This is a genomic window from uncultured Lactobacillus sp. (assembly GCF_947367125.1).
In the GTDB taxonomy this organism is placed as follows: Bacteria; Bacillota; Bacilli; order Lactobacillales; family Lactobacillaceae; genus Lactobacillus.
This window is the reverse complement of the sequence record NZ_CANBCQ010000009.1, coordinates 24271-46152: the sequence shown is the minus strand read 5'-3', so window position 1 is coordinate 46152 and position 21882 is coordinate 24271. Positions and strand designations below refer to the sequence as shown.

20 protein-coding genes and 3 pseudogenes are annotated in these 21882 nt (G+C 37.2%); 16 read left to right on the top strand and 7 right to left on the bottom strand.

Going from position 1 to position 21882, the window contains the following annotated elements; all coding sequences use genetic code 11:
* Nucleotides 1-38: 38 nt before the first annotated feature.
* On the bottom strand, nucleotides 39-791 hold the full coding sequence (locus Q0Y84_RS03960) for an MIP/aquaporin family protein (RefSeq protein ID WP_297951123.1): 753 nt from the start codon (nucleotides 789-791) through the stop codon (nucleotides 39-41).
* A 437-nt stretch (nucleotides 792-1228) separates the two neighbouring features.
* Between Q0Y84_RS03960 and Q0Y84_RS03955 the strand changes: the two are divergent.
* A pseudogene (locus Q0Y84_RS03955) lies at nucleotides 1229-1647 on the top strand (histidine phosphatase family protein); the annotation flags it as partial.
* Nucleotides 1643-3325: pseudogene (gene ppsA, locus Q0Y84_RS03950) on the top strand (phosphoenolpyruvate synthase); the annotation flags it as partial. The pseudogenes Q0Y84_RS03955 and ppsA, both read left to right, overlap by 5 nt.
* 58 nt (nucleotides 3326-3383) lie before the next feature.
* Here the strand turns inward: ppsA and Q0Y84_RS03945 are convergent.
* Entirely contained in the window at nucleotides 3384-4241 is an 858-nt protein-coding gene (locus tag Q0Y84_RS03945) for an RluA family pseudouridine synthase (protein ID WP_297951121.1), read from the bottom strand.
* 89 nt (nucleotides 4242-4330) lie between these two features.
* On the opposite strand from Q0Y84_RS03945, the gene Q0Y84_RS03940 reads away from it, so the two are divergent.
* From Q0Y84_RS03940 to Q0Y84_RS03915, 6 genes are read left to right on the top strand one after another with little or no spacing between them, the layout of a single operon-like run.
* Nucleotides 4331-6388, top strand: coding sequence for a PBP1A family penicillin-binding protein (locus Q0Y84_RS03940; RefSeq protein WP_297951119.1), 2058 nt, complete (start codon nucleotides 4331-4333; stop codon nucleotides 6386-6388).
* A 17-nt stretch (nucleotides 6389-6405) separates the two neighbouring features.
* Nucleotides 6406-6756: a YlbF family regulator gene (locus Q0Y84_RS03935; RefSeq protein ID WP_297951117.1), complete on the top strand. Its 351-nt coding sequence runs from the start codon at nucleotides 6406-6408 to the stop codon at nucleotides 6754-6756.
* Between the two features lie 8 nt (nucleotides 6757-6764).
* Nucleotides 6765-7982 carry a DNA repair exonuclease gene (locus Q0Y84_RS03930; RefSeq protein ID WP_297951115.1) on the top strand — a complete coding sequence of 406 codons (1218 nt, stop codon included), beginning with the start codon at nucleotides 6765-6767 and terminating at the stop codon, nucleotides 7980-7982.
* A complete protein-coding gene (locus tag Q0Y84_RS03925; protein WP_297951113.1) occupies nucleotides 7963-10461 on the top strand; it encodes an AAA family ATPase in 2499 nt (832 codons plus the stop codon). Before Q0Y84_RS03930 ends, Q0Y84_RS03925 begins: the two co-directional genes overlap by 20 nt.
* A complete protein-coding gene (locus tag Q0Y84_RS03920) occupies nucleotides 10454-11431 on the top strand; it encodes an HD domain-containing protein (RefSeq protein WP_297951111.1) in 978 nt (325 codons plus the stop codon). The genes Q0Y84_RS03925 and Q0Y84_RS03920 overlap by 8 nt, the downstream gene beginning before the upstream one ends.
* Before the next feature lie 3 nt (nucleotides 11432-11434).
* On the top strand, nucleotides 11435-11554 hold the full coding sequence (locus Q0Y84_RS03915; protein ID WP_297951110.1) for a helix-turn-helix transcriptional regulator: 120 nt from the start codon (nucleotides 11435-11437) through the stop codon (nucleotides 11552-11554).
* Between the two features lie 241 nt (nucleotides 11555-11795).
* Here the strand turns inward: Q0Y84_RS03915 and Q0Y84_RS03910 are convergent.
* The 4 genes and pseudogenes from Q0Y84_RS03910 to Q0Y84_RS03895 form a co-directional block, all read right to left on the bottom strand.
* A pseudogene (locus Q0Y84_RS03910) lies at nucleotides 11796-12647 on the bottom strand (amino acid permease); the annotation flags it as partial.
* 539 nt (nucleotides 12648-13186) lie between these two features.
* Nucleotides 13187-14089, bottom strand: coding sequence for a peptidylprolyl isomerase PrsA (locus Q0Y84_RS03905; protein ID WP_297951108.1), 903 nt, complete (start codon nucleotides 14087-14089; stop codon nucleotides 13187-13189).
* A 118-nt stretch (nucleotides 14090-14207) separates the two neighbouring features.
* Nucleotides 14208-14564 (bottom strand): YtxH domain-containing protein, encoded by a 357-nt coding sequence (locus Q0Y84_RS03900; protein WP_297951106.1) that lies wholly within the window; start codon nucleotides 14562-14564, stop codon nucleotides 14208-14210.
* 9 nt (nucleotides 14565-14573) lie between these two features.
* Nucleotides 14574-15005 (bottom strand): HIT family protein, encoded by a 432-nt coding sequence (locus Q0Y84_RS03895; RefSeq protein ID WP_005718109.1) that lies wholly within the window; start codon nucleotides 15003-15005, stop codon nucleotides 14574-14576.
* Nucleotides 15006-15095: 90 nt separating this feature from the next.
* Between Q0Y84_RS03895 and Q0Y84_RS03890 the strand changes: the two genes are divergently transcribed.
* From Q0Y84_RS03890 to Q0Y84_RS03855, 8 genes are all read left to right on the top strand, one after another.
* Entirely contained in the window at nucleotides 15096-15839 is a 744-nt protein-coding gene (locus tag Q0Y84_RS03890; RefSeq protein WP_297951088.1) for an ABC transporter ATP-binding protein, read from the top strand.
* Nucleotides 15832-17061: an ABC transporter permease gene (locus tag Q0Y84_RS03885; protein WP_297951086.1), complete on the top strand. Its 1230-nt coding sequence runs from the start codon at nucleotides 15832-15834 to the stop codon at nucleotides 17059-17061. Before Q0Y84_RS03890 ends, Q0Y84_RS03885 begins: the two co-directional genes overlap by 8 nt.
* Before the next feature lie 12 nt (nucleotides 17062-17073).
* Nucleotides 17074-17730, top strand: a complete 657-nt coding sequence (gene trmB, locus Q0Y84_RS03880) for a tRNA (guanosine(46)-N7)-methyltransferase TrmB (RefSeq protein ID WP_297951084.1) — start codon at nucleotides 17074-17076, stop codon at nucleotides 17728-17730.
* 148 nt (nucleotides 17731-17878) lie between these two features.
* The gene (locus Q0Y84_RS03875) at nucleotides 17879-18367 is read left to right on the top strand and encodes a DUF805 domain-containing protein (protein WP_297951082.1); all 489 of its coding nucleotides are present in this window, start codon (nucleotides 17879-17881) and stop codon (nucleotides 18365-18367) included.
* A gap of 90 nt (nucleotides 18368-18457) precedes the next feature.
* Nucleotides 18458-18778 carry a thioredoxin family protein gene (locus Q0Y84_RS03870; RefSeq protein ID WP_297951080.1) on the top strand — a complete coding sequence of 107 codons (321 nt, stop codon included), beginning with the start codon at nucleotides 18458-18460 and terminating at the stop codon, nucleotides 18776-18778.
* Nucleotides 18779-18796: 18 nt separating this feature from the next.
* Nucleotides 18797-19444 (top strand): YtpR family tRNA-binding protein, encoded by a 648-nt coding sequence (gene ytpR / locus Q0Y84_RS03865; RefSeq protein WP_297951077.1) that lies wholly within the window; start codon nucleotides 18797-18799, stop codon nucleotides 19442-19444.
* 118 nt (nucleotides 19445-19562) lie between these two features.
* Nucleotides 19563-20090, top strand: coding sequence for an SLAP domain-containing protein (locus tag Q0Y84_RS03860; protein ID WP_297951075.1), 528 nt, complete (start codon nucleotides 19563-19565; stop codon nucleotides 20088-20090).
* A gap of 27 nt (nucleotides 20091-20117) precedes the next feature.
* Nucleotides 20118-21464 carry an SLAP domain-containing protein gene (locus tag Q0Y84_RS03855; protein ID WP_297951072.1) on the top strand — a complete coding sequence of 449 codons (1347 nt, stop codon included), beginning with the start codon at nucleotides 20118-20120 and terminating at the stop codon, nucleotides 21462-21464.
* A 35-nt stretch (nucleotides 21465-21499) separates the two neighbouring features.
* Here the strand turns inward: Q0Y84_RS03855 and Q0Y84_RS03850 are convergent, their stop codons facing one another.
* On the bottom strand, nucleotides 21500-21787 hold the full coding sequence (locus Q0Y84_RS03850) for a hypothetical protein (RefSeq protein ID WP_297951070.1): 288 nt from the start codon (nucleotides 21785-21787) through the stop codon (nucleotides 21500-21502).
* Nucleotides 21788-21882 lie beyond the last annotated feature (95 nt).

Genomic DNA, 21882 nt, shown 5'->3' with positions numbered 1-21882 from the left:
GATGATCAACGTTTTTAACGAAGATTATCGATCTTTTTCTATAATCCAAATGCAATCTTGTATAATAATGCACCACAGATTCCGCCGGCAATTGGTGCTACCACTGGTACCCAGCCATAGTCCCAATGAGCTGAGCCTTTGTGTGGCAATGGACAAAGGGCATAGACAATTCGCGGACCCAAGTCTCTTGCTGGGTTTAGTGCAGGACCGGTTGGACCACCAACAGCCATAACTAAAGCGGTAATCAAGAAACCTACACCGATATTGGCTATATCTATCGATTGCTTAAAGAACATGCCGCGGTAAAGACCAACAGCTACGAATAAAAGAATAGCGGTTCCGACGAACTCAGTGATAAAACCGTTTAATTTGCTGTGTGCTGTGTCACCAGTAGCAAAACTAGCGAATACAGCATCGTCACTAGTGGTTCTCTTAATATAAGGCCAGTATACTGCTACTAGTAAAAGCTGACCGACAATAGCACCAAGCATTTGGACCGAGATGTAAGGTACGACTTGATCCCATGGGAAGGCACCGGCGCAAGCTTGAGCTAAAGTTACAGCAGGATTCAAGTGGTTACCTGAGATTGAACCAAATAACATCGCTGGTAACATTACCCCAAAACCGAAGCCGAAGGCGATCAAGAGCCACCCACCATTGGCCTGACCGTCACGACTATTACCACCGGTATCACGTAATACTGAGTTAGCAACTGAACCGTTACCAAATACGACTAAAATAATTGTGCCGAAAAATTCCGCACAATATTTCATTAACCAAGTATGTTCCATAATAATTACTTTCTTCTCCTCTAGTAGAAAAAATAAATGAAAAATAGTACAACCAAAAATTATACTCTTAACTCAAAAAATAGATATAGTTTTTAGCAAAAAAATGCAAGAAATTAGCATTAAAAAACACTAATTTTTAAATAATTTTAAAATACTTAAATTAAATTGGTGATTAGCTGTAATCATCATAATTCTCTAATTTTCCAGCAATTTAATAAATTAGACCGATCCAAATATGAGCAATACTTAACAAGACATTTTGCAATATATTATCTGCTTTTATCGAAAAAATCAGTCTTCTTAATCTCAATTTCACAATATTGGTATATAGCTTTAGATATTATTAATATATAACTTGAATCGCTTTCCTATACTGCATGGTATTATAAAATTGTTCACAATTGATATGTGAGAAAGAGAAAGCGAGTAGCAGGTTAATGAGAACAATATACTTGGTAAGACATGGACAAACTTTGTTCAATGTCCACCATAAAATTCAAGGCACTTGTGATTCTCCTTTAACAGAGTTAGGAAAAGCACAAGCTGAAGCCGTTCGACAATATTTTTGCAAAAGCAGATTAGCTTCGATGCTGTATTTTGTTCAAAACAGGAAAGAGCAAGTGATACGCTTGAAATTATAACTAATCAGCAAATGCCTTATACGCGGATATTTGATTTACATGAAAAGTCGCATGGTGAATATGAAGGTCAGGATGAATTCATGCTGCCTTGGCGGCGTGGTTTTAGCCGGATTAATGCGGCTATGGAGCCAGATACACATGTAGAGAAAAGAATGGAGCAAGCAATTACTGAGATTATTGATGCGACTCATACTGATGATACGATTTTGATTGTCAGGCACAGTTACGCCGGATAATTATGTTGTTGATAAAAATACAATGAAAATTGTCCACAAGATGGTGACTAAAAAGTCAGTTGAGTTAATTAGATTGCCATCTGGCGGAACAATCGAGCAAAAAGTAGTTTCAGATAAAGTTGATGCGCCAGCTTTAACTGATGCACAAATTATTGAATTAGCGGGTTATGCTAAAGAAATTGAAAAACACTATGGTTGCTACATGTATATGGAATGATCGCTCGATCAGAATGATAAATTATGGCTAGTTCAAGCACGACCAGAAACAGTTTGGTCACAGAAGAAGAAGCAAAAAGAAGCAGAGGTGACTGAAGAAGTAACGACTGACCATCAAGTACTGTTAAAAGGTTTGCCAGCTTCACCGGGAATCGTTTCAGGCAAGGTCCATATTATCGATGATCCAAAAGATATTAATGAATTCAAGCAAGGTGAAATTCTAGTAACTTTAATGACATCACCTGATTGGGTACCGGCGATGAAAAAGGCTGCGGCAATTATTACCAATAACGGTGGGATGACTTGTCATGTCGCAATCGTTTCGCGTGAAATGTAAATTCCGTGTCTGGTGGGGACTACTAGTCGCGGCTTAGCAGCAACCAAAGCTTTAAAAAATGGTGAAATAATTACTGTCTATGCCAAAAATGGGGTAGTTTATGTTGGAGTTGTTAAGGATGTAGTTAAAAAAGTGGAAAAGACAGCAGATAAATCTGTTACTACAGAGTATTTCCTACCAACTGCAACGAGAATTATGATGAATTTGGGTGATCCTGATTTGGCTGAGAAATATGCTTCACTTCCAGCCGGCGGAATCGGTTTAATGCGGGAAGAATTTTTATGGACCACTTATATTCACCAGCATCCGCTCTATTTAATTGAGACAGGCCACCCTGAAAGAGTAGTCAATGAATTAGCTAATGGGATTGGCAAAGTAGCGCGGGCAATGGCGCCACGGCCTGTAGTTTTGCGTTTTTCTGACTTTAAGTCTGGTGAATATCGTAATTTAAAGGGCGGCGATAAATATGGACCACATGAACCAGCAGATTTGTTAGGTTGGCGCGGTGCTTCTAGATATTATGATCCTAAATATATTGCGACTTTTGAACTAGAACTTGCAGCGGTAAAAAAGGTTCGCAATGAGTTTGGCTTAAAGAATCTCCAAGTTATGATTCCATTTTGTCGTACAGTTGATGAAGCACGCAAAGTGACCAAGATTATGGAAAAGCATGGGGTAGTGAGAAGTGCAGACTTTAAAATTTACATGATGGCTGAAATCCCTGCAAATATTATTTTGGCTGATCAATTTATTGATGGTTATTCGATTGGTTCAAATGATCTAACCATGCTGTTATTAGGTTGCGATCGTAATAACGATGTCATTTCTGATTTGTTTGATGAAAGAAATCTAGCCGTTAAAAGAGCGATTAGACATTTAATTAAGGTGGCTCATCAAGCTGGCAAGACTATCTCAATTTGCGGTCAGGCCCCTTCAGAATATCCGGAGTTTACGGAATTTCTAGTAAGAAGTGGAATTGATTATGTTTCAGTTAACCCCGATATGGTTAAGGTAACTAAGTTGAATGTGGCACATTATGAACAACGAATTTTACTTGATCAGGCAACTGGTTTGGGTAAAAAAGATCCAGCGGATTATAATTGATAAAAAATAGGTTTTATATAGAAAAAAGGCTTTGATTGTATTGCAGTCAAAGCCTTTTTTACAGTTCAATTTTGTTTTGGGGTAATTTTACAGTTAATTTTGAAAAAGAGTAGGGCTTAATTAATGATATTTCATAGGCATCAAGTGCTAAATCTTCGCCAGCAAAATTTGGATTATATAGCGGATCACCCACAATTGGTGTTCCTAATGAAGCGAGGTGGACTCGAATTTGATGGGTTCGCCCAGTTTCTAAAGTTAATTTGACTAATGCTGTTTGATTCGAATATCTTTTTAAAACTTGATAATGAGTAATTGCCTTGAGACCATTAAGATCAATTTTTCGTTTGCGCTGATCCAGTGGGTTGTGACCAATTGGGGCGTTAATTGTCCCAGTATTACTTAAGTGATCAGCGTTGTTAACTAGGGCTAGGTAATCACGATGAAAAATTTTGCTGGTTAATTCACGATTTAAAATAGGAACTACTGCTGGATTTTTAGCAACTAAAAGTAAACCACCCGTCAACATATCAAGGCGATGAACGATATAGGGAGATTGGCCTAAGTAAGTGGCACAATCATTTAAGGCAGTGTCAGTTTCATTTAAATTAGGGTGGGTCTTCTGACCTTTTTGCTTGTTAATAATTAATAAATTATCATCTTCATAAATTACATCGGGCATTTTGCCACTTGGTACATAAGCTTGCTGTTCACTTTCGACATGATTTAATTGCAGGTCAATTTTGTCGCCAGGTAAAATATTCTGATTAAAGTAGCGATAGTCGCCATTAACTTGAATACTTTTTTCAGTACGCAAAAAATGCCGCCACTTGCGGGGGATTAATAATTGACGTAAAACTTCGTTAACTGGTGTTGGTGCAAGATTTTTAGGGTAAAAAAGTGTAAAATGAAAACTCATAATAATTTCTTAAGTCTAATTTAGTTATAAACAGGTGTTTTGATAATATGGTACAATTTTCTTGTTTCTAAAAAGGAGCAATATATTTAATGAATAACGACCAACCAAAAAGAAGCAGTTTTAAAGATGCTTGGCATCGTTTTGATAGTCGCTTCTTTATCGGACGCTGGATTATTTTAATCCTGCTCACATTGATGCTCTTAACTTGTACCTATTATACAATTAAAGTTAAGACATCGAACATTGCTAATTTGAAAGCTTCTCTTTCAACCACAACGACAATTTATGATTATAAGGGCAAAAAAGCGGGCTCTTTGTATTCACAAAAGGGTTCGTTTGTGGAATATGATAAGATTTCACCTAATATTCAGAATGCGGTAATTTCTACTGAAGACCGGACTTTTTGGAAGAACCCAGGCTTTAGTATTAAGGGTATGGCTCGGGCTGCAATAAGTTTAGTGATTCATCATGGTCAAGTTACTGGTGGTGGGTCAACTTTAACGCAGCAATTAGCTAAAAACTCACTTTTGACGCAGCAGCAGACTTTCTCAAGAAAGTTAGAAGAACTCTTTTTTGCGATTGAAATTAATCATGTTTATTCCAAAAAAGATATTTTGACGATGTACTTGAACAATGCCTATTTTGGCAACGGAGTCTGGGGCGTGCAGGATGCTAGTCGCCGTTATTTTGGTAAAAACGCAAGTGAAGTCAATCCTAGTGAAGCTGCTACTTTAGCAGGGATTCTGCGCAATCCTAGTTTTTATAATCCAATCGACCATATGTCAAATGCTTTGGCAAGACGGAATCTAATCTTGAGTTTGATGGTTGATAACCACAAATTGTCGGCAGCGCAAGCTAAGATGTATCAAAAACAAGGTTTGACTTTAAGAAATACTTTTCAAAATAAAGATGGTTACCGTTATCCTTACTTCTTTGATGCTGTAGTTGATGAGGCAATCTCCAAGTACGGTTTGACTGAAGAACAAGTGATGAATAAGGGCTTGAAAATTTATACAACCTTGAATCAGAACTATCAAGGCAGATTGCAGGATACCTTTAATGAAAGCTGGCTTTTCCCGCAAAACGGAAGTGATGGTACTGAGTGTCAAGGTGCTAGTGTAGCAATGGATCCTAATACTGGTGCGGTCCGCGCAATTATTGGTGGTCGCGGCAAGCATGTTTTCCGGGGCTACAATCGAGCAACCCAGATGAAGCGTCAGCCTGGTTCATCAATTAAGCCGTTGGCGGTTTATGCACCAGCTTTGCAAAATGGCTATCATTATGACTCTCAACTATCGAATAAATTGCAAAAGTTTGGCAAGAACGGCTATGAGCCACACAATGTCGATAATGGCTATTCTAATACCATTCCGATGTATCAAGCTTTAGAAGAGAGTAAAAATGTGCCGGCTGTTTGGCTGCTTGACCGAATTGGCGTCAGCAAAGGTGTCCAATCTGTGGAAAACTTTGGCATTAAAGTGCCAAAGAGTGATCGCAATTTGGCTTTAGCTTTAGGTGGGTTATCTTCTGGGGTATCACCACTGCAAATGGCCAGAGCATATTCAGCCTTTGCTAATAAAGGGAATTTACCTAATAACTCTTTCTTTATTACTAAGATTACGGATGCTTCAGGCAATGTTTTAGCTGAAAACAATAATCCAGGCAGTCACCGAATTATTTCGGAAAATACTGCTAAGGAAATGACGACGATGATGCTGGGGGTCTTTACCAACGGTACGGGGCGCTCGGCTCAGCCTAATGGCTATCGGGTTGCTGGTAAAACAGGTTCAACTGAAGTGCCTAACTCATACGGCTTTGGTACTAAGGACCAATGGATTGTGGGTTATACACCGGATATTGTATTATCTACTTGGGTTGGCTTTGACCGGACTAATCGAGAGCATTACATGCAAGGCATTTCTGAAACTGGGATTACTCGTTTATACAAAGCTGAAATGGAAGGAATTTTGCCGTATACAGCTCAGACTGAATTTACCGAAAAAGCGCCTAATCAAATTGTCAAAAACAATGGCTCTAATTCTGATTGGACCGGCGGTTTAGGTGAAAAAATTCAGGATGGAATTGGTTCTGCAGGACAGAAAATTAATGAATGGTATAATAGCCTTAAAGGTTTATTTGGCCAATAAAATTTAGGAGGACCGCAATGGTTAACATTTATGATGCTGCTAACAAATTAGCAGAAGATTTAACACAAACTGATCAATATAAGAAGTTACAAGAAGCAATTAAAGCAGTTGAAGATGACAAGGATGCTTCTGCTTTGTTCAAGAAGATGGACGAATTGCAAAATAAGATCATGCAAGCACAACAAGCTGGTCAACCACTTTCAGCTGAAGACCAACAAGCTTACAAGGATTTGAATGATCAAGTTCAAAAGAATGCTAAAATTGTTTCACTTCTTACGAATGAACAAGGTTTGTACGATTTGCTTGGTGAAGTACAAAAAGCTTACACTAAGCCAATTAATGATCTTTATGAAGATCTTAGAAATTAATATTCGCGATGAAATTTATTCACTTTGCGGATGCGCACTTAGATAGTCCATTTCGTGGGCTATCTTTTTTGCCATCTAAGGAATTTAACCATATTTATCAAGCAGCTGATCAATCACTAACCAAAATCGTTGATCTGGCTTTGAGTGAAAAAGTTGATTTAGTTTTAGTAGCAGGGGATACTTTTGACAGCAGTCAGCCGTCACCACGCGCTCAGCTATTTTTCGCTGAACAGATTAAGCGTTTGACAGATGCAAAAATTCAAGTAGTCATGATTTTTGGTAATCATGATCATATGAAGCAAGAAGATCTGCTGGTTAGTCCTAGTCCTTACTTTAAATTGTTAGGTAGTAATGAAATAGTAGAAAAGGCTACATTTACTACGGCAAATGGTTATAACTATGATGTGGTTGGTTTTTCATATTTGAATAATCACATTACTGAAGATAAGATTCCTGAATTTCCCAAAAAAGGGCAAAATTATACTTTCGGCTTAATGCATGCACAGGAGAAGACGACGGCAGCTAGTCAAAACGTTTATGCACCTTTTACGGTTAAGGAATTACAGGATCTAAATTACGATTATTTTGCTTTAGGTCATATTCATGCTAGAAATAATTTGAGCACTGCATCGTGGATTGTTTACCCGGGAAACATTCAAGGACGGCATATTAATGAATTGGGTGCGAAGGGATGCTATCTGGGTGAAATCGATGAAAATAGTGGCAAAACTACGATTTCATTTAAAGAAACAGGACCAATTCTGTGGCAAGCAGCCAAGCTAGAGCTTGAAGCAGAGATTAATAAAGCCGACTTACAAGCAAAAATTATCGTGGTCCTTGCAGCTAAGCAAAAGACATACTTCAGTTTAACTATTAGTGGTGCTCAATATTTGACCGCGGAAGAACGTGATTTAGTTCAAGATGCTGACTTTTGGCAGACAATTTCGCAATCTTTGCAGTTTGACTCGCAGTTAGTTGATGTGCGTTTTGTTGTAAATACTAGTTTGAAGTTAAATGCTAATGATCAACAGGCTTTTCAGACTGCTAAGGATGAGTTGTTTACTGAAAAAGAATTTAGCAAGCTGGTTAGTGATTGGCAGAAAAAGGATCCGGAAGCAGCTAAGCTAGCCGCTGATCCAGCCTTTATTGCGGCCGTTAAAAATTTAACTGAAGTGAAGTTGATGAGTAAATTGAAAGGAATTAAGGATGAGACTGAAACAAATTAAGATCGTTAACTTTGGGCAGTTCTCGAATAAAACCTTTGATTTGCCCAGTGATAAAATCAATGTCTTTTTTGGCGCTAACGAAGCTGGGAAAAGTACTACTGTTGCTTTTATTAAGCAGATCATGTTTGGCTTTCATTTGCGGTCGAATTTTTCGCCATTTTTTGAAGACTATACGCCGCTAGCCCATGTAAGTCCGATGGGTGGTAGCTTGGTATTTGCGACAGATGATGGTGAATATGAGCTTGAACGGCTTTATGCCAAGGGCGATAAGACTAAAAAGGGTATTTTAACTGTCAAAAAAGATGGGCAAGTTGTTCCCGAAAATTTATTTTTTGATCAAATTCAAAATATTGGCGGCGCCTTTTACGCTGACAGCTTTATTTTTAATCAAGAGATGTTGGGCCAAGTTAGCAGCTTAAGTCAGACAGATTTACTGGAACGAATTTATTATTTAGGGGCTGCTGATTCGAGCAAATTGCTTGAATTGCGTGATAGTTTTGCTAAAGAAGCAGGGAAGCTGTTTAAAAAGACTGGTAAAAAGCCAGAAGTTAATCGTTTGTTGAAAGAAATGGCTGACAAACGGGATGAATTGACGCAAACTAAAAATGAGTTCAACGATTATGAACAGTTGTGGCAAGAATTTGAGCAAGAAAGCACCGCATTGAAGAAGCAAATGCAAGACTTGGCTGTATTGCAAAAGCAAGCTCAAGAATTGCAAAACTTGCAAAAAGAAATGGGCAATTATCAGACTTTGCTTGATTTACAAAAGCAGGTAAAAGATGTGGCTTTTGATAGTCAAAATTATCAAAAGGCTCAAGATTTAATGGCCCAAGGCCGCAACTTGCAAAAGACAATTCAAAAACTAGAAGACCAATTGCAAGATTTGGGTGAGAGTGAGCAGACAGATTTTGCGGCAGAAAAGAAATTGATCCAACAAAAGCCCCAACTTTTGCAATGGCAGGCTGAATACCGGAATTGTTTACAAAAAGTAGATCAATTAGAGCAAGAACAAAAGCAATTGCTGGCTTTAACTCCGGAATTACAAAGTTTGTATAATTTAACATCAGAGCAATTAAAGCAACTGCAAGCTGATTATCAAGCCTTGCCTAGTGCTGATACTGAATCGCAACAAGCTGCAGCTACTGATAACAAGATATGGTATATCATTGGCGGTGTGTTAGCTGTATTAGGTGTTATCTTCTTAGCTACGTTTGGTACGATTGGTGTAATTGCTTTGATCACAGGGCTAATTTTTCTAGCAGCTGGTTATGTAAAAAATAGTAATCAAACTAAGCAGAATGCGGCAATTTTAGAAAAAAGAAAGCTAATAGCGCAGGAGCGGCGAGCTTTTCAAACAAAATATGGTTTAGACTCTGATACTTTAAACCTAAACAGCGTGTTAACTAACTTAAATCAATATCAGCTTAAGGAAAATGCAGCTCAGGTTAATAATGAACAAATTAATACGATCAATCAGGATGTAGCTCAATTAGCATCAAATGTGCAAAATGCTTTAAAACAGCCTGTTGAAAATGATTTTAGTGCTGTTTTGGTTGGACTAGATGAACTGGATAATCAGGTTAGTCAAAAGCAAGAAATGGCGCAAAGAAGGGCTAATTTAACGACAACCGTCAAGCAGGATCAACAAGATTTAAAGGAATCAGGTTTACAATTAAAGGCGATTTTTGCCCAAGCTAATGTGAAAAATATGGCGGAATACGACCAGCTATATCAAGATTTCCTGGCTCAAACTAAGCTAAAAACACAAATTGCTGCTTTAAAAGCTTCATTAGGTGATGATTTGGAGCGGTTGAAAACACAGACAAATGCTGCAGAACTTACTGATCAACTATCTGGATTGGCTAGGCGAATTAGCAATAAAACTGCAGAAATTAATGATTTGCAAAGTCAGGTAGCCCAACTGCAAGTACAGCTGGACAATTTGGCAGACTCTACTGCAGTCTTTAAAGCTAAGCAAGATTTAGCTAATACCGAAACTGATTTTGCTCAAGCTAGTGAAGAGTATTTGGCTAATTTATTGGCTGCAAAATGGATTAGTCGCTCACTGGATTTAGCATCTAATGAGCGCTTCCCTAAGATGCTCAAGGCTGCCAAAGAATATTTAACCTTGCTTACTGGCGGCAGATATGTTGAGATTGAATTAGCGAAAAAATTAACGGTAGTTAGAAGTGATGGCAAAAAGCGCGAGGTGAAATATCTTTCTCGTGGGACTGCGGAACAGTTGTATTTTGCTTTAAAGCTAGCCTTTGTTGAACAAATTAAAGATGAAATTAATCTGCCGATTTTGATTGATGATTCATTTGTTAATTTTGATGACCAGCGAATCGGCTATATTGATCAGTTATTGCAAAAGATTAGTGAAAATAATCAAGTATTGATCTTTACTGCTCAGCACAGTTTGGTTGATAAACTTGGAATCAAGCCATTAACTTTTACGAAAGGAACTCAAGATGCTTAAAAGATTGCTAGATTACAACGATGGCGAAGAGATGGACATTGTTGTTTTGATTAAAAATTCGCAACTGCGTCGGAATAAGAAAAATAAATTATTTTTGGCAATGCAATTTGGCGATGGCTCAGGTGAAATCCGGGGCAATTACTGGGATGCTAACAATCAAGATGCGGCAACTTTTTCAACGGGTACAATTGTTGAGTTGAATGGAAAAAGAGAAGAATACCAAGGACGACCACAAATTAGAATATATTCTCTGCGTGTCGTGGGTCCGCAAGAAGGTTATGAACTTGATCAGTTTGTTAAATCAGCTCCTGAGCCAATTGATGACATGGAAAACGAGATTAATAAATTTGCTATGCAAATCGAAAATCCAGTCTGGTCTAAAATTGTGAAATATCTGCTTAATAAATGGCATCAACCTTTTTATGATCATCCGGCGGGAAAGAGTAATCACCATGCAGTCCGTGGCGGGTTGGCTTTTCATACGCTCTCAATGTTAAAGGATGCTAAGGGCTTAGCCGATAATTATGAGCAGGTAAATAGATCGCTGCTTTATGCGGGATGCATTTTGCATGATATGGGTAAAGTACTAGAGCTTACAGGTCCAGCTGCAACACAATATACGACTGAAGGTAATCTGGTTGGACACCTAGTTTTGATAGATGAGCAAATTATGTTAGCAGCACAAGATATGAAAATGGATCTTGAATCGGAAGATTTACTTTTGCTCAGACATATGGTGCTTAGTCATCATGGTCGTTTTGAATATGGTTCACCTAAATTACCGGCATTGCTGGAGGCGGAACTGCTTCATCGCATTGATGATTTGGATGCGGCTGTTTACGCTGTGACTAATGCCCTGCAGCATACGCCTAAGGGTGAATTTACCGAGCCTTTGCTCAGCCAAGATGGCAAACGATATTATCGACCGAAGCACGATCCTGCGTTGGATAAAGCTAGACATTTGGAGTAGGAAATGAAAATAGGAGAAGCTTTGAAGGCTCTGCGTCTGCAATCAGGAATGACACAGACAGAAATGGCACCTGACATTATTACAGAATCTGCTTATTTAAAAGTAGAACGCGGTGTTCACTAAATCGATCCATCAACAGGTCGTACTATTCGCATGAAGAAGGGACAAATTATTGATATCCCAGGATCATACGTAATAACTTATAAAGGTAAGCAACACTTTGTCGATCATCTAGAAATTTTACAGATCACGACTGATGATGTAATAACAGCAATGTATCAAAATTTAGTTTCGGATAAACAAGAAAGCAATCAACTTCTAAAAAGAGAATTGATTGCTTTCTTGTTTTTTAGTTTAAATTTAGCTACTCTTCAACAGTTTCTAAGTTCTTATCAAATTTTCGCCATAAATAATGTCCCACGTAGCAAATTGCCATAAATGGAATCGTATAATAGTGGGCGACTCTTTGAGCTGGATCAAACCAAATCAAAATACAAGACAATAAACTAGCGAAAAAGGCAAAATATGGAACTACCGGATACCATGGCGTACGATATTTTAATTCATTCAATTGGTGACCATCTCGCAAAAATTTTTTTCTGAAGTTAAGTTCAGCTAAAGCGATCGCCATCTAAACGATCACCACTGCCAGACCTGAGATTGACACTAAGACTAAGTAAACTGTGCTGGCAGCTACTTTACTTGAGATTAAGGCGAAAATTCCACCTAACATGCTGACTACTAAGGCTAAAGTTGGCACACCGTTTTTGCTAGTTTTCTTGAAAGCCTTAGGAATCGTTCCTTCATTGCTGAGCGACCAAAGCATTCTGGTTGAAGCGTAAAGGCCTGAATTTGCGGCAAAGGGCACATGGATTAAGTCCAAAACATAAACGAATGGACTCTGAGTAACGCCAGCTACCTTGTAAGGAATTAAGGCTGCCATGACGACAATGCTGCCAGTAAAGAAGATGATCAGTCGTCATAAAGTAGTATTGATTGCACTAGAAATGGCTTTTTGTGGATTTTCGGCTTCACCAGCAGTAATATCAATGAGTTCTGTTCTAAAAAAAGCAGAATTAACGGTTAACATTGTGGTGAAGACACCGCTGAAGCCATTAGGGAACCAGCCATTTTTATAGAAATTAATTAAACCTGGGGCATGATTGAATCTTTTAACTGGCAAAATGCCGGTAATTGCTAATAAGCCTAGCACAATTTTGACTGCATCCCAATGCAGTTTGTGTCCTAACTCATGTCGAATGATGTCAGATACGTTTTGAGATGCAAAGAGTTTTCCATTAACAATCTGATTGACTCGTGTTTTGCTGTGATAGTAACTATTATAGTAAATTATATCATCGTCATGGTTATATGATGATATTCCACCAGATCCCATTTTAGAATCTGCAACTATGATGGTAAGTGGTAATTCGGCTCGATTAAAATCTTTAAGGGCCTTTTCAATTAATATGGCACTGTCGCGATACTTTTTCGTCTTGCCTTCAACCCAGATATTGTAAGGTGAATTCGCAATTTGTGTCACATAAACACGAACCAGGGAACGCTTATTATTCCAAAAAGTATATTCGTGTTTCTTTGCTAAATAATCCAAGTATTATAATCCTTTCTTTGTGGTATCTATTACTTATTACGTAAAAAGAGAGGATTATTTTTTAAAAGGAGTATGGCTTTAGAAAAAGTTAAAAAATCGTCGAATTTAAATGAATTCGGCGATTTTTTGTTTAATAAAAGCTATTACTTAGTAGCACCAGTTGAAATGTATGATGATAATACATCCTTCAAGTCGCTATCTTTGATTGACACGTCAGCCTTCTTCAAAACGGTAGCAATAACGTCTTTCATAATAGCTTGATCTTGAGCCATTGATGCGTAAATTTGATCATCGATAGCCTTCTTGTGGTCAGCAAACTTACCCTTAGCTGGGTGGCTAATCATCTTGATTACGTGGTAACCAGATTGTGATTTAACTGGGCTTTCAGTAACTTCACCAGTCTTAAGCTTGAAGGCAGCAGTCTTGAATGAACTGTCTAAAGTATTGTCAGTTGAGTCGAATGATGGCAACTTACCAGCCTTATTCTTGGTAGCAGTATCAAGTGAGTATTTCTTGGCTAAACTTGCAAAACTCTTGCCATCCTTCAATTGCTTGATGATGCTTTGAGCAGTTGATTTCTTAGCAACTAAAATATGTTGAACAGTTACCTTAGGTTGGTAATTCTTCCAAGCTTGTTCTTCTTGCTTCTTGGAAATCTTCTTAATGTGCTTTAATGCTTCTTCAGAAAGCAGGTTAGTCTTTAAGTTTTGCTTGAAGCTTGAAGCAGTCATACCGTTTTGTTGTAAAACAGCACTAAATTGTGAGCCATATTGCTTCTTGTAGTTGTTGTATTGCTTGTCAACTTTCTTTTGAGAAACATACTTGCCGTATTGTTCTTCCAAAGCGCGGTTGATAATCATGTTAGCCAAAGTTGACTTACCAGCTTGTGACTTCTTCATTTCATCGTAGTATTGTTCTTGAGTGATCTTACCACCCTTGTATGAAGCAACGGTAGCTTTAGTGCCGCTGTTGGAACAAGCAGCAGTTGATAATGCAACGCCAGCTACAGCAACGACTGCAGCAATTTTTTTCATATAACTCTTCATAAAAATAATATCTCCACATCCTTAAATAAGTAACTGTTCATTAATATACCATAAAAAAGAGCGTTTCGTTTTCAAATTACGAATTTTCACAGAAAAATCAAATTTTCTTTCTTTTTTCTTAGTCCTTTGTGTCTTGCGAATTAGTATCTGGCACGATATTTTCCAAATCTTGGTTCAATTCATCGCTCTTTTTCTCTATGCGATTAACGATCGGTTGAATATGGTCGGAATAATTTTCAACACTATCACTAATATCACTAATTGTACGTTCAGCAGTTGGCATTTGTTCAGTTAATTCTTGACTAGCCTTTTTAGCTTTTTGCAAGGCAGAATTAAAGCGTTGGCTTTCATGTTTAATTGCTTCGAACTCATCTTTTAATGGCTTACCTGGTCGATTACCATTGCTATCTTTCATACAGGAAAAAACTAAGCCGGCTGCTGCACCAAAAACTGTGCCTAATAAGAAATGTTTCATTTTTAACCCCTAAAATTGTGCCTTAATTTTGTTAGCAACTTCGTTGTATTTAGCTTCATCGTATTTGTCAGCGTTGTTACGAGTCATGAGTTTCAAGCCATCGCCTTCAAAACGAGGAATAAAGTGAATATGTGAGTGCATTACTACTTGATTAGCAGCTTTACCGTTGTTAGTAGTAATATTCATCGCAGTTACGTTAGGGAAGGCTGCCTTGATCGCATTAGCAATTTCAGGGATATACTGCAAGTAACGTTGTGCATCTTCCTTAGTGTAATCAAATAAGTTAACGATATGCTTTTTAGGTACCATAAGAGTGTGACCTGGGTTAACTTGAGAAATATCTAAGAATGCTTTGACATCGTCATTTTCAAAAACGGTGTAGCTAGGAATTTCACCGCGGATAATTTTGCAGAATAAACAATCTTTGTCTAAATTTTCCATAATAAAACCTCATATCCTTGTACTTTAGTTTACTATTAAATCCATGCTATCATAATAAATGTATAAATTCAGTAAAGAAAGATAGGAAAAATGACATTAAAAATTGAACATTTAACGGGAGGCTATACGGGTGTCCCGGTTATTAAAGACATTAATTTAGAAATTAAGCCTGGTGAATCTCTTGGCTTAATTGGGTTGAATGGTGCAGGTAAGTCGACTACGATTAAGCATATTTTGGGTCTGCTGAGACCACAGAAGGGCAAGATCAGTTTGAATGATGTGGTTTTAACTGAGCAGCCAACCAAGTTTAAGCGTGAAGTGGCTTATATTCCAGAAACGCCAATTTTATATCCAGAATTGACGCTAAAGGAACATCTGGAACTTACCATGCTCAGTTACCATTTAGATGAAAAAAAGGCTTGGGAGCGAGCACATGAACTGCTTAAGATGTTTAGACTTGATGACAAACTAGGGTGGCTGCCGATTCACTTTTCAAAAGGGATGAGGCAAAAGGTAATGATCGTTTCCGCCTTTTTAGCCGATACGAGCTTATTAGTAATTGATGAGCCATTTACCGGTCTTGATCCACTAGCTGTAGCTAACTTGATCGATTTGATAAAAAAAGCCATTGCTAATGGAAAAATGGTCTTGATGACTACTCACGTTTTGGCTGATGCTCAACAAGCGATCTCTAATTATGCTGTATTAAATAATGGCACGATTGAAGTAATTGGTAGTTTACAAGAAATTCGTCAGCACTATGGTCTTAAGCCAGATGATCCATTCGACAAGCTGTATTTAACTTTAAATAGAGAGGATCATAGCAATGCGTGAGTTAGCTAAAAAAAGATTGAGTGAAAATCTCAAGCAATCAGTTAAATATTTAACGCTTGTGTTTAACGACTTCTTTATCTTAGCGTTGATTTTTCTGTTTGGTGCACTCATGTTTTGGTATGCCCAGGCAATGAAGACCATGCCAAGCAACTTGTGGTTTTATCGGCCATTAGTTGGTTTTATTCTGTGGGTGCCATTATTAGCGGGTCATTTAGTTACTTTAATTAAAGAAGCAGATATGCAATTTTTGTTTACGCAAGATGAGCAAATGGACCAATATCTAAAGCCGATGAAGCATTATAGTTTGGTATTACCGTTTATTTTAGAAATCTTGCTAGCAGGTATTGTTTTTCCTTTTGCTACGATTAAGGCAGAGATTAATATCTTTAGCTACATTTTGCTTGTGGCAACTATGCTGTTAATTAAAGTCACTGAATTAGATATTGAGAAAAATAATCTTTATCTTGGTAAAAAAGCTAGTTTTAGCATCGTTAGTCTAGGAGCATTATTAGCGGCTCTTATTTCAGCATATTATTCATATATTGGCATCGTAATTGGCGTTTTAGGTATTTTACTTGTGCCTAATTTTCAATTAACTTTTGGCAAGAGAATGGACAAAACTATGCTTTTTGATTGGCGCTATGCTGCGGAAAGTGAAAAAGCTAGAAAAGATCGCGTTTATTCAATCTTCAGCATGTTCACTGATGTAGCAGAAAAACAAGTTGCCATCAAACGCAGAAAGTATTTAGATTTTCTATTGCCTAAGTCAATTGCTAAAGAAAATCCTAACTTGTTCTTATACCGGAGATCATTACTTAGAAACCCAGAATATTTGAACTTGTTAGTCAGAATGACTGTCTTTGCAATTTTGGTATCTTGGCTAGTACAAGACTGGCGTTGGGCTCTAGGGTTGTCTTGCTTGGTGATTTTCTTAACAGTTTACCAATTATTGCCAATGGCAACAGAGTTTGACCGTAACTTCATGTACCGCGTTTATCCAATTGAACGACAAAATCGGGGCAAGGATTTAGTTAAAGTTTTGACGATTGGATTATTCATTCAGTGGTTGTTAATCAGTATCTGCTGGCTGATTGTTTTGCCAATTAATGTCAGTTTATTTGAAGCAATGGCAATTTTGTTGGGCTTCACCTTGATTGTAGTTGCAACATATTTGCCTAACCGCGTTAAAAAGATGAATCAAAAGAATTTTGGGATTAGATAAGGAAAAGAGAATATGAGATTAAGAAATAAGCCTTGGGCTGTAAAGCTCGTTAATGACCATCCAGAAAGCGTATTGCAAAATCCAGATCCAGCCAAGAAAATTGATTGGCAAGCTAGATTTGGCAATGATCATCCAATTGAAATTGAAGTTGGATCTGGTAAAGGCCATTTTATTACCACACTAGCTGAACAAAATCCTGATAAAAATTACGTAGCACTAGAATTACAAACTACAGCTGCTGGGATTATTTTACGGACTAAGCTTGAAAAAGGCTTGGATAATTTACAAATTTTGCGTGGGGATGCAGCCGATATTAACTGCTTTTTCCCAGAAAATAGTACTAATGTCATTTACTTGAATTTCAGTGATCCTTGGCCAAAGACACGTCATGAAAAGCGTCGCTTGACTTATAAGAGCTTTTTAGCCAAGTATGAACAAGTACTTAAGCCAGTAGGTCATCTTGAATTTAAGACTGATAATGCAGGCTTGTATGCCTACTCTGTTCAAAGTTTGAACAATTATGGCATGAAGTTCGATTTTGTCTCAGTAGATCTTCACCATGAAAAGCCAGAAATTGTGGAAAAGAATATTGAAACTGAATATGAGCATAAGTTTGCGGCTAAAGGTAATCCAATTTATGCTTTGCATGCAAGTTTTGTAGAAAAATAATTTAAACGTCTAGAGTTATATTAATGAACTTTAGACGTTTTTTGTGTTAAAAAGATGAGTTTTTTAATCAAGTAAAGGGAAAATTTATCATGTTAGTGGTTTTGTTTTAGAATAGGTATGCAAGATTTTGTATTTTGGAGGGAAAATTATGGAAGATAAACCTTATTATGAACAGGAATATCATGAACCTAAGTCTGATATTCCAAGACCAACTTTTGGACAAGCATTTAAGCTGTTGTTTACGGCGCCATTTAAGTGGAATGCTCGTAGTACTCGTCGTGGATTTTGGTATGCTTATGTTTGGACAATTATTTTGTTAGTTATTTTAGCAGCATGTTCAGCTACGGCATATTCAATTGATGGCGTGGCTTATTCAAGCAATGAATTCTTCTTATTAACGCACGTTTCAACTGGTACAGTTATTATTCAAATAATTATCTATCTTCTTATTATTTGGATTCTATTAGGTCAACTTGGTTTTACCGTAAGAAGATTGCACGATACTGACCATACAGGCTGGTGGTACTGGCTTTCAGTTATTCCATTTGGATATTTATTTCTGCTTTACTTCATGATTTTGCCAACTGTTGAAAAACCCGTTCGTTGGGGTGGCTATCTATTTAAAGAAAAGAAGTAATTGCCAAATTCAATTTCTGGTGTTTTAGCTAAAGAACGGTTATAATGATATTAACTTATAAAAAGTAAGAGAATGCATGAGGTATGAAAAATGGAAAAGATTAAAGAATTAACTGAAGATCAATTAAAGGAAATTACTAAAGAAGGACGTACTGTGCTTGAATTCTCAGCTGACTGGTGCCCAGATTGCAAGTTTCTTGCTCCATTTATGCCTGAAATTGAAAAAGATTTTGCTGATGCAAAATTCTACGAAATTGACCGCGACGGCTCAATTGATTTAGCAAAAAAATTAATGATTATGGGAATTCCTTCATTTGTTGTCTACCAAGATGGCAAAGAAATTGGTAGACTAGTAAATAAGGACCGTAAAACTAAAGATGAAGTAGAAAACTTTTTACGATCACTTGACTAAAAGGAGAAATAGAAAAGCATGATTACTAGTACTAACAAAGAAGCTTATCCTAACACTTTGATCGTTATTTTAGGCCACGATGAAGGTCGTAGCTCATTTGAAGAAAAAGAAGATGTTACTCGCGTAACTAATGATGAAGGCAAGACAATTGGCTACAATTTCTTCAACGTTGATAAGTTGATTGACTTTGACAAGTTGCCCAATGGCCCAGTTAAGCTCTCGGATGATGAACTTGCAGCTCTTAACAAGAAGCTTGACGAAGTTGGTTTTGCTGATAAGTTAGCATATGGCAAGCCAACTTTGGTTTATGGCTACGTTAAAACTTGTGAAAAGCACCCAGATTCAGATCACCTTCATGTAACTACTGTTGAAGTAGCTGACGGTGAAGAACATCAAATCGTTTGTGGTGCTCCTAACATTGCTCAAGGTCAAAAGGTTGTTGTTGCTCTTCCAGGTACTTTGATGCCAAATGGTGCACAAATTTGGCCAGGTGAATTACGCGGCGTTGATTCATATGGTATGATTTGCTCAGCCCGTGAATTAGGCTTGCCACACGCACCACAAAAGCGCGGTATCATGGTTGTACCAGATAGTTTTGAAGTAGGTGCAGAATTTGAACCAACTAAGTGTGATGAATTGATTGCTAGTGGTGAAATCACTTTATAATTTTAATGAATGAAAGAAGTGTTGGGATTTTCTCAACGCTTTTTTCGTTCTGGAAATAATTAAATCAAAGTATAATAGAACCATAACAAATTAGTTAAACCACAAGGAGTGTGGAAAAATGCGTCTCAATAGTAAAATTTCATCCAGGGCAGTAGCTGTCTTAGCAGCAATTTCGCTGGGACTACTAACAAATCAAACGGTTCATGCACAAAGTATCACCCTTCACAGCAGTTATGATAAAACTATCCTGCCATATATTAGGCAAAAAGGTAAATTTATTAATGCCAATAAAAGCATCAAAATTAAGAATTATAAATTTTATGGCAAGCCTATTTTAACTAAAGGCGATAAAGTGATTTACGTTAATGCGACTACACCATATATAATTAATCAAGATAATTATTACTATTTAGGTGATGGCGGATATATCAAACAAGATAATGCATATGTGAGGGACAATACATATGTACTTACGCGCAATTCATATATTTACGAAAAAAATGGTAAAAGGTTAAAGACTTTTCGAGGCAAACGTGCCTACTTGACCGCTAACACCAAAATTAAGTCAGGCGTTCGTGACGAATATTACCGCAAGCCTTATACTTACTATAATATTGGTAAAAATATTTATATTCAGAGTGATTAAATAGCTAAAGTTAATGGCAAAGGCGTCTTGTTCGTCTCTCAAAATAGTTCTGTTTATAATTCTCGTGGTCAGCGGCAAAAACAAATAATCAAGGCAGGACAATTAGTACCATATGTTGGCAAGGTTGAAAATAAAAATAGGCAATATTTCTGTATTACTGATGAGAATAGTATTCGTTCAATTAAAAATTATAAGATTAAAGGCAACTATTACTTTAGAATTGGCAAAAATAAATATATTAAAGCCAATAATGTGAATGCCATTAGCGGTAATGCTCTTTATACCAAAGGTCCTATCAAAATTAAGATCGTTGCAGATACATATGCTTACAATAAAGATTTACAAATGATTGATAAGCTGTATAAGAAAGGCCAAACTGTGACAGCTGACCAGCTGGTTACAACTGGAATGGGCGACTTTACCGACGCTTATTATCGGGTAAAAGGTGGCAAGAATCCGGTTTTCATTGAGACAGGACTCTATGAAGAAAGTTATCCAGAGACGCCATATGTTTGGAGTGGCGACGGTGGTGTTGGCAATGCCGTTTTGGCTAAGCAGTATCTTGAACGTCAGGATTATGGTGAGTTACATTATACTGTGGCTAACTTTAAGAAAGATCATGCTGCTTTTTATAACGTAAATGGTGAAAAGGTCGAATATAAATTTACTGGTGATGAATTAGCCGTTAACCAGAAGCTTTATCTCTGGAACGCCAAGGATCATAAAGCTGAATTATATTACCATGTACAAAATTCTTTGGTTTATAAAGCCGGGGCTGAAGATGATCGTCAAAATACTGCTATTAGCGACCTCTATGTAAAAGCCAGTGATGTGACAATTAGTGGTCGCAAACTCAGGACTAGCAATACCGAGGCAGAAGCTCAGGCAGATAGTGCTTTAGCCACAACTGAGGAAAAGCAGAATCTGACAAATGCAATTTCTGATGCAGATAGTGTTAAGGCTTCAATCAAGTATCGGCTGGAAAATTGGGTAAACCGTAGTTTATATGATCAAGCAGTAGAAAATGCTAGAGCTATTGCTAGTGATAAAAATACTACTAAAGCTGCTGTAAAAGAGGCTTTATGGCAAGTTGATTTTGCCAAGAAAAATCTAAAAGGTGCTAAGATTAAAGTAAAGGATATCAATAATTTAACGCCAATAGAAGCAGCACAGATTTTGAACTTGGCACGCCAAGCCTACAATAGTGACAAGCAGTATCCTAGTGTTGCTGTGTATCAAAAGTGGGCTCATAAACCAGGATATTATCCTGCAGAGGGATGGAAAGGTAATCAAAAGACAAGATATTATTTAATTCCTGAAAGTGGTGCTAAAAAGGTACTGCTAAAGTTTTCCGATTTTGCTACAGAAAAATAAAAATTTAAAGGATTAGAGAGCAAGTATAATGCTTTCTAATCCTTGTCAAGTAACGCATGTGAAAAATAGAAATAGCCACTTTGAAAAATCACGCTAAAGAAAAATTGATTTTCTTTACTTGGAATCGGTTCAAATTTTTGACTAGTTTGAAAATCAAAGAAAATTAACTGATTGCCTGGAAAGGGATACTTTTGCCAGTATTTTTCGGAAGTTAAATCGTAAATATCGATTGCGGAATCTTGGCAGTCAACGCCATAGCGTGATTGCCCTTGAACGACCATTAAGTCATTGCTGGTTACGGGAGAAAATTTATCGAATTTCATATCTTTCGCCTTTCTGTAATTTTTCAAAATTATATCATACAAACAATGTTAAAATAGTTAACGAATAAAAACGTTGAAATTTCGAGGGACAAATA

What these genes read in the sequence shown, in the direction of transcription:
- Q0Y84_RS03960 (WP_297951123.1), bottom strand. Translation starts at nt 791, where the DNA reads ATGGAACATACTTGGTTAATGAAATATTGTGCGGAATTTTTCGGCACA.
- Q0Y84_RS03945 (WP_297951121.1), bottom strand. Translation starts at nt 4,241, where the DNA reads ATGAGTTTTCATTTTACACTTTTTTACCCTAAAAATCTTGCACCAACA.
- Q0Y84_RS03940 (WP_297951119.1), top strand. Translation starts at nt 4,331, where the DNA reads ATGAATAACGACCAACCAAAAAGAAGCAGTTTTAAAGATGCTTGGCAT.
- Q0Y84_RS03935 (WP_297951117.1), top strand. Translation starts at nt 6,406, where the DNA reads ATGGTTAACATTTATGATGCTGCTAACAAATTAGCAGAAGATTTAACA.
- Q0Y84_RS03930 (WP_297951115.1), top strand. Translation starts at nt 6,765, where the DNA reads ATGAAATTTATTCACTTTGCGGATGCGCACTTAGATAGTCCATTTCGT.
- Q0Y84_RS03925 (WP_297951113.1), top strand. Translation starts at nt 7,963, where the DNA reads ATGAGACTGAAACAAATTAAGATCGTTAACTTTGGGCAGTTCTCGAAT.
- Q0Y84_RS03920 (WP_297951111.1), top strand. Translation starts at nt 10,454, where the DNA reads ATGCTTAAAAGATTGCTAGATTACAACGATGGCGAAGAGATGGACATT.
- Q0Y84_RS03915 (WP_297951110.1), top strand. Translation starts at nt 11,435, where the DNA reads ATGAAAATAGGAGAAGCTTTGAAGGCTCTGCGTCTGCAATCAGGAATG.
- Q0Y84_RS03905 (WP_297951108.1), bottom strand. Translation starts at nt 14,089, where the DNA reads ATGAAGAGTTATATGAAAAAAATTGCTGCAGTCGTTGCTGTAGCTGGC.
- Q0Y84_RS03900 (WP_297951106.1), bottom strand. Translation starts at nt 14,564, where the DNA reads ATGAAACATTTCTTATTAGGCACAGTTTTTGGTGCAGCAGCCGGCTTA.
- Q0Y84_RS03895 (WP_005718109.1), bottom strand. Translation starts at nt 15,005, where the DNA reads ATGGAAAATTTAGACAAAGATTGTTTATTCTGCAAAATTATCCGCGGT.
- Q0Y84_RS03890 (WP_297951088.1), top strand. Translation starts at nt 15,096, where the DNA reads ATGACATTAAAAATTGAACATTTAACGGGAGGCTATACGGGTGTCCCG.
- Q0Y84_RS03885 (WP_297951086.1), top strand. Translation starts at nt 15,832, where the DNA reads ATGCGTGAGTTAGCTAAAAAAAGATTGAGTGAAAATCTCAAGCAATCA.
- trmB (WP_297951084.1), top strand. Translation starts at nt 17,074, where the DNA reads ATGAGATTAAGAAATAAGCCTTGGGCTGTAAAGCTCGTTAATGACCAT.
- Q0Y84_RS03875 (WP_297951082.1), top strand. Translation starts at nt 17,879, where the DNA reads ATGGAAGATAAACCTTATTATGAACAGGAATATCATGAACCTAAGTCT.
- Q0Y84_RS03870 (WP_297951080.1), top strand. Translation starts at nt 18,458, where the DNA reads ATGGAAAAGATTAAAGAATTAACTGAAGATCAATTAAAGGAAATTACT.
- ytpR (WP_297951077.1), top strand. Translation starts at nt 18,797, where the DNA reads ATGATTACTAGTACTAACAAAGAAGCTTATCCTAACACTTTGATCGTT.
- Q0Y84_RS03860 (WP_297951075.1), top strand. Translation starts at nt 19,563, where the DNA reads ATGCGTCTCAATAGTAAAATTTCATCCAGGGCAGTAGCTGTCTTAGCA.
- Q0Y84_RS03850 (WP_297951070.1), bottom strand. Translation starts at nt 21,787, where the DNA reads ATGAAATTCGATAAATTTTCTCCCGTAACCAGCAATGACTTAATGGTC.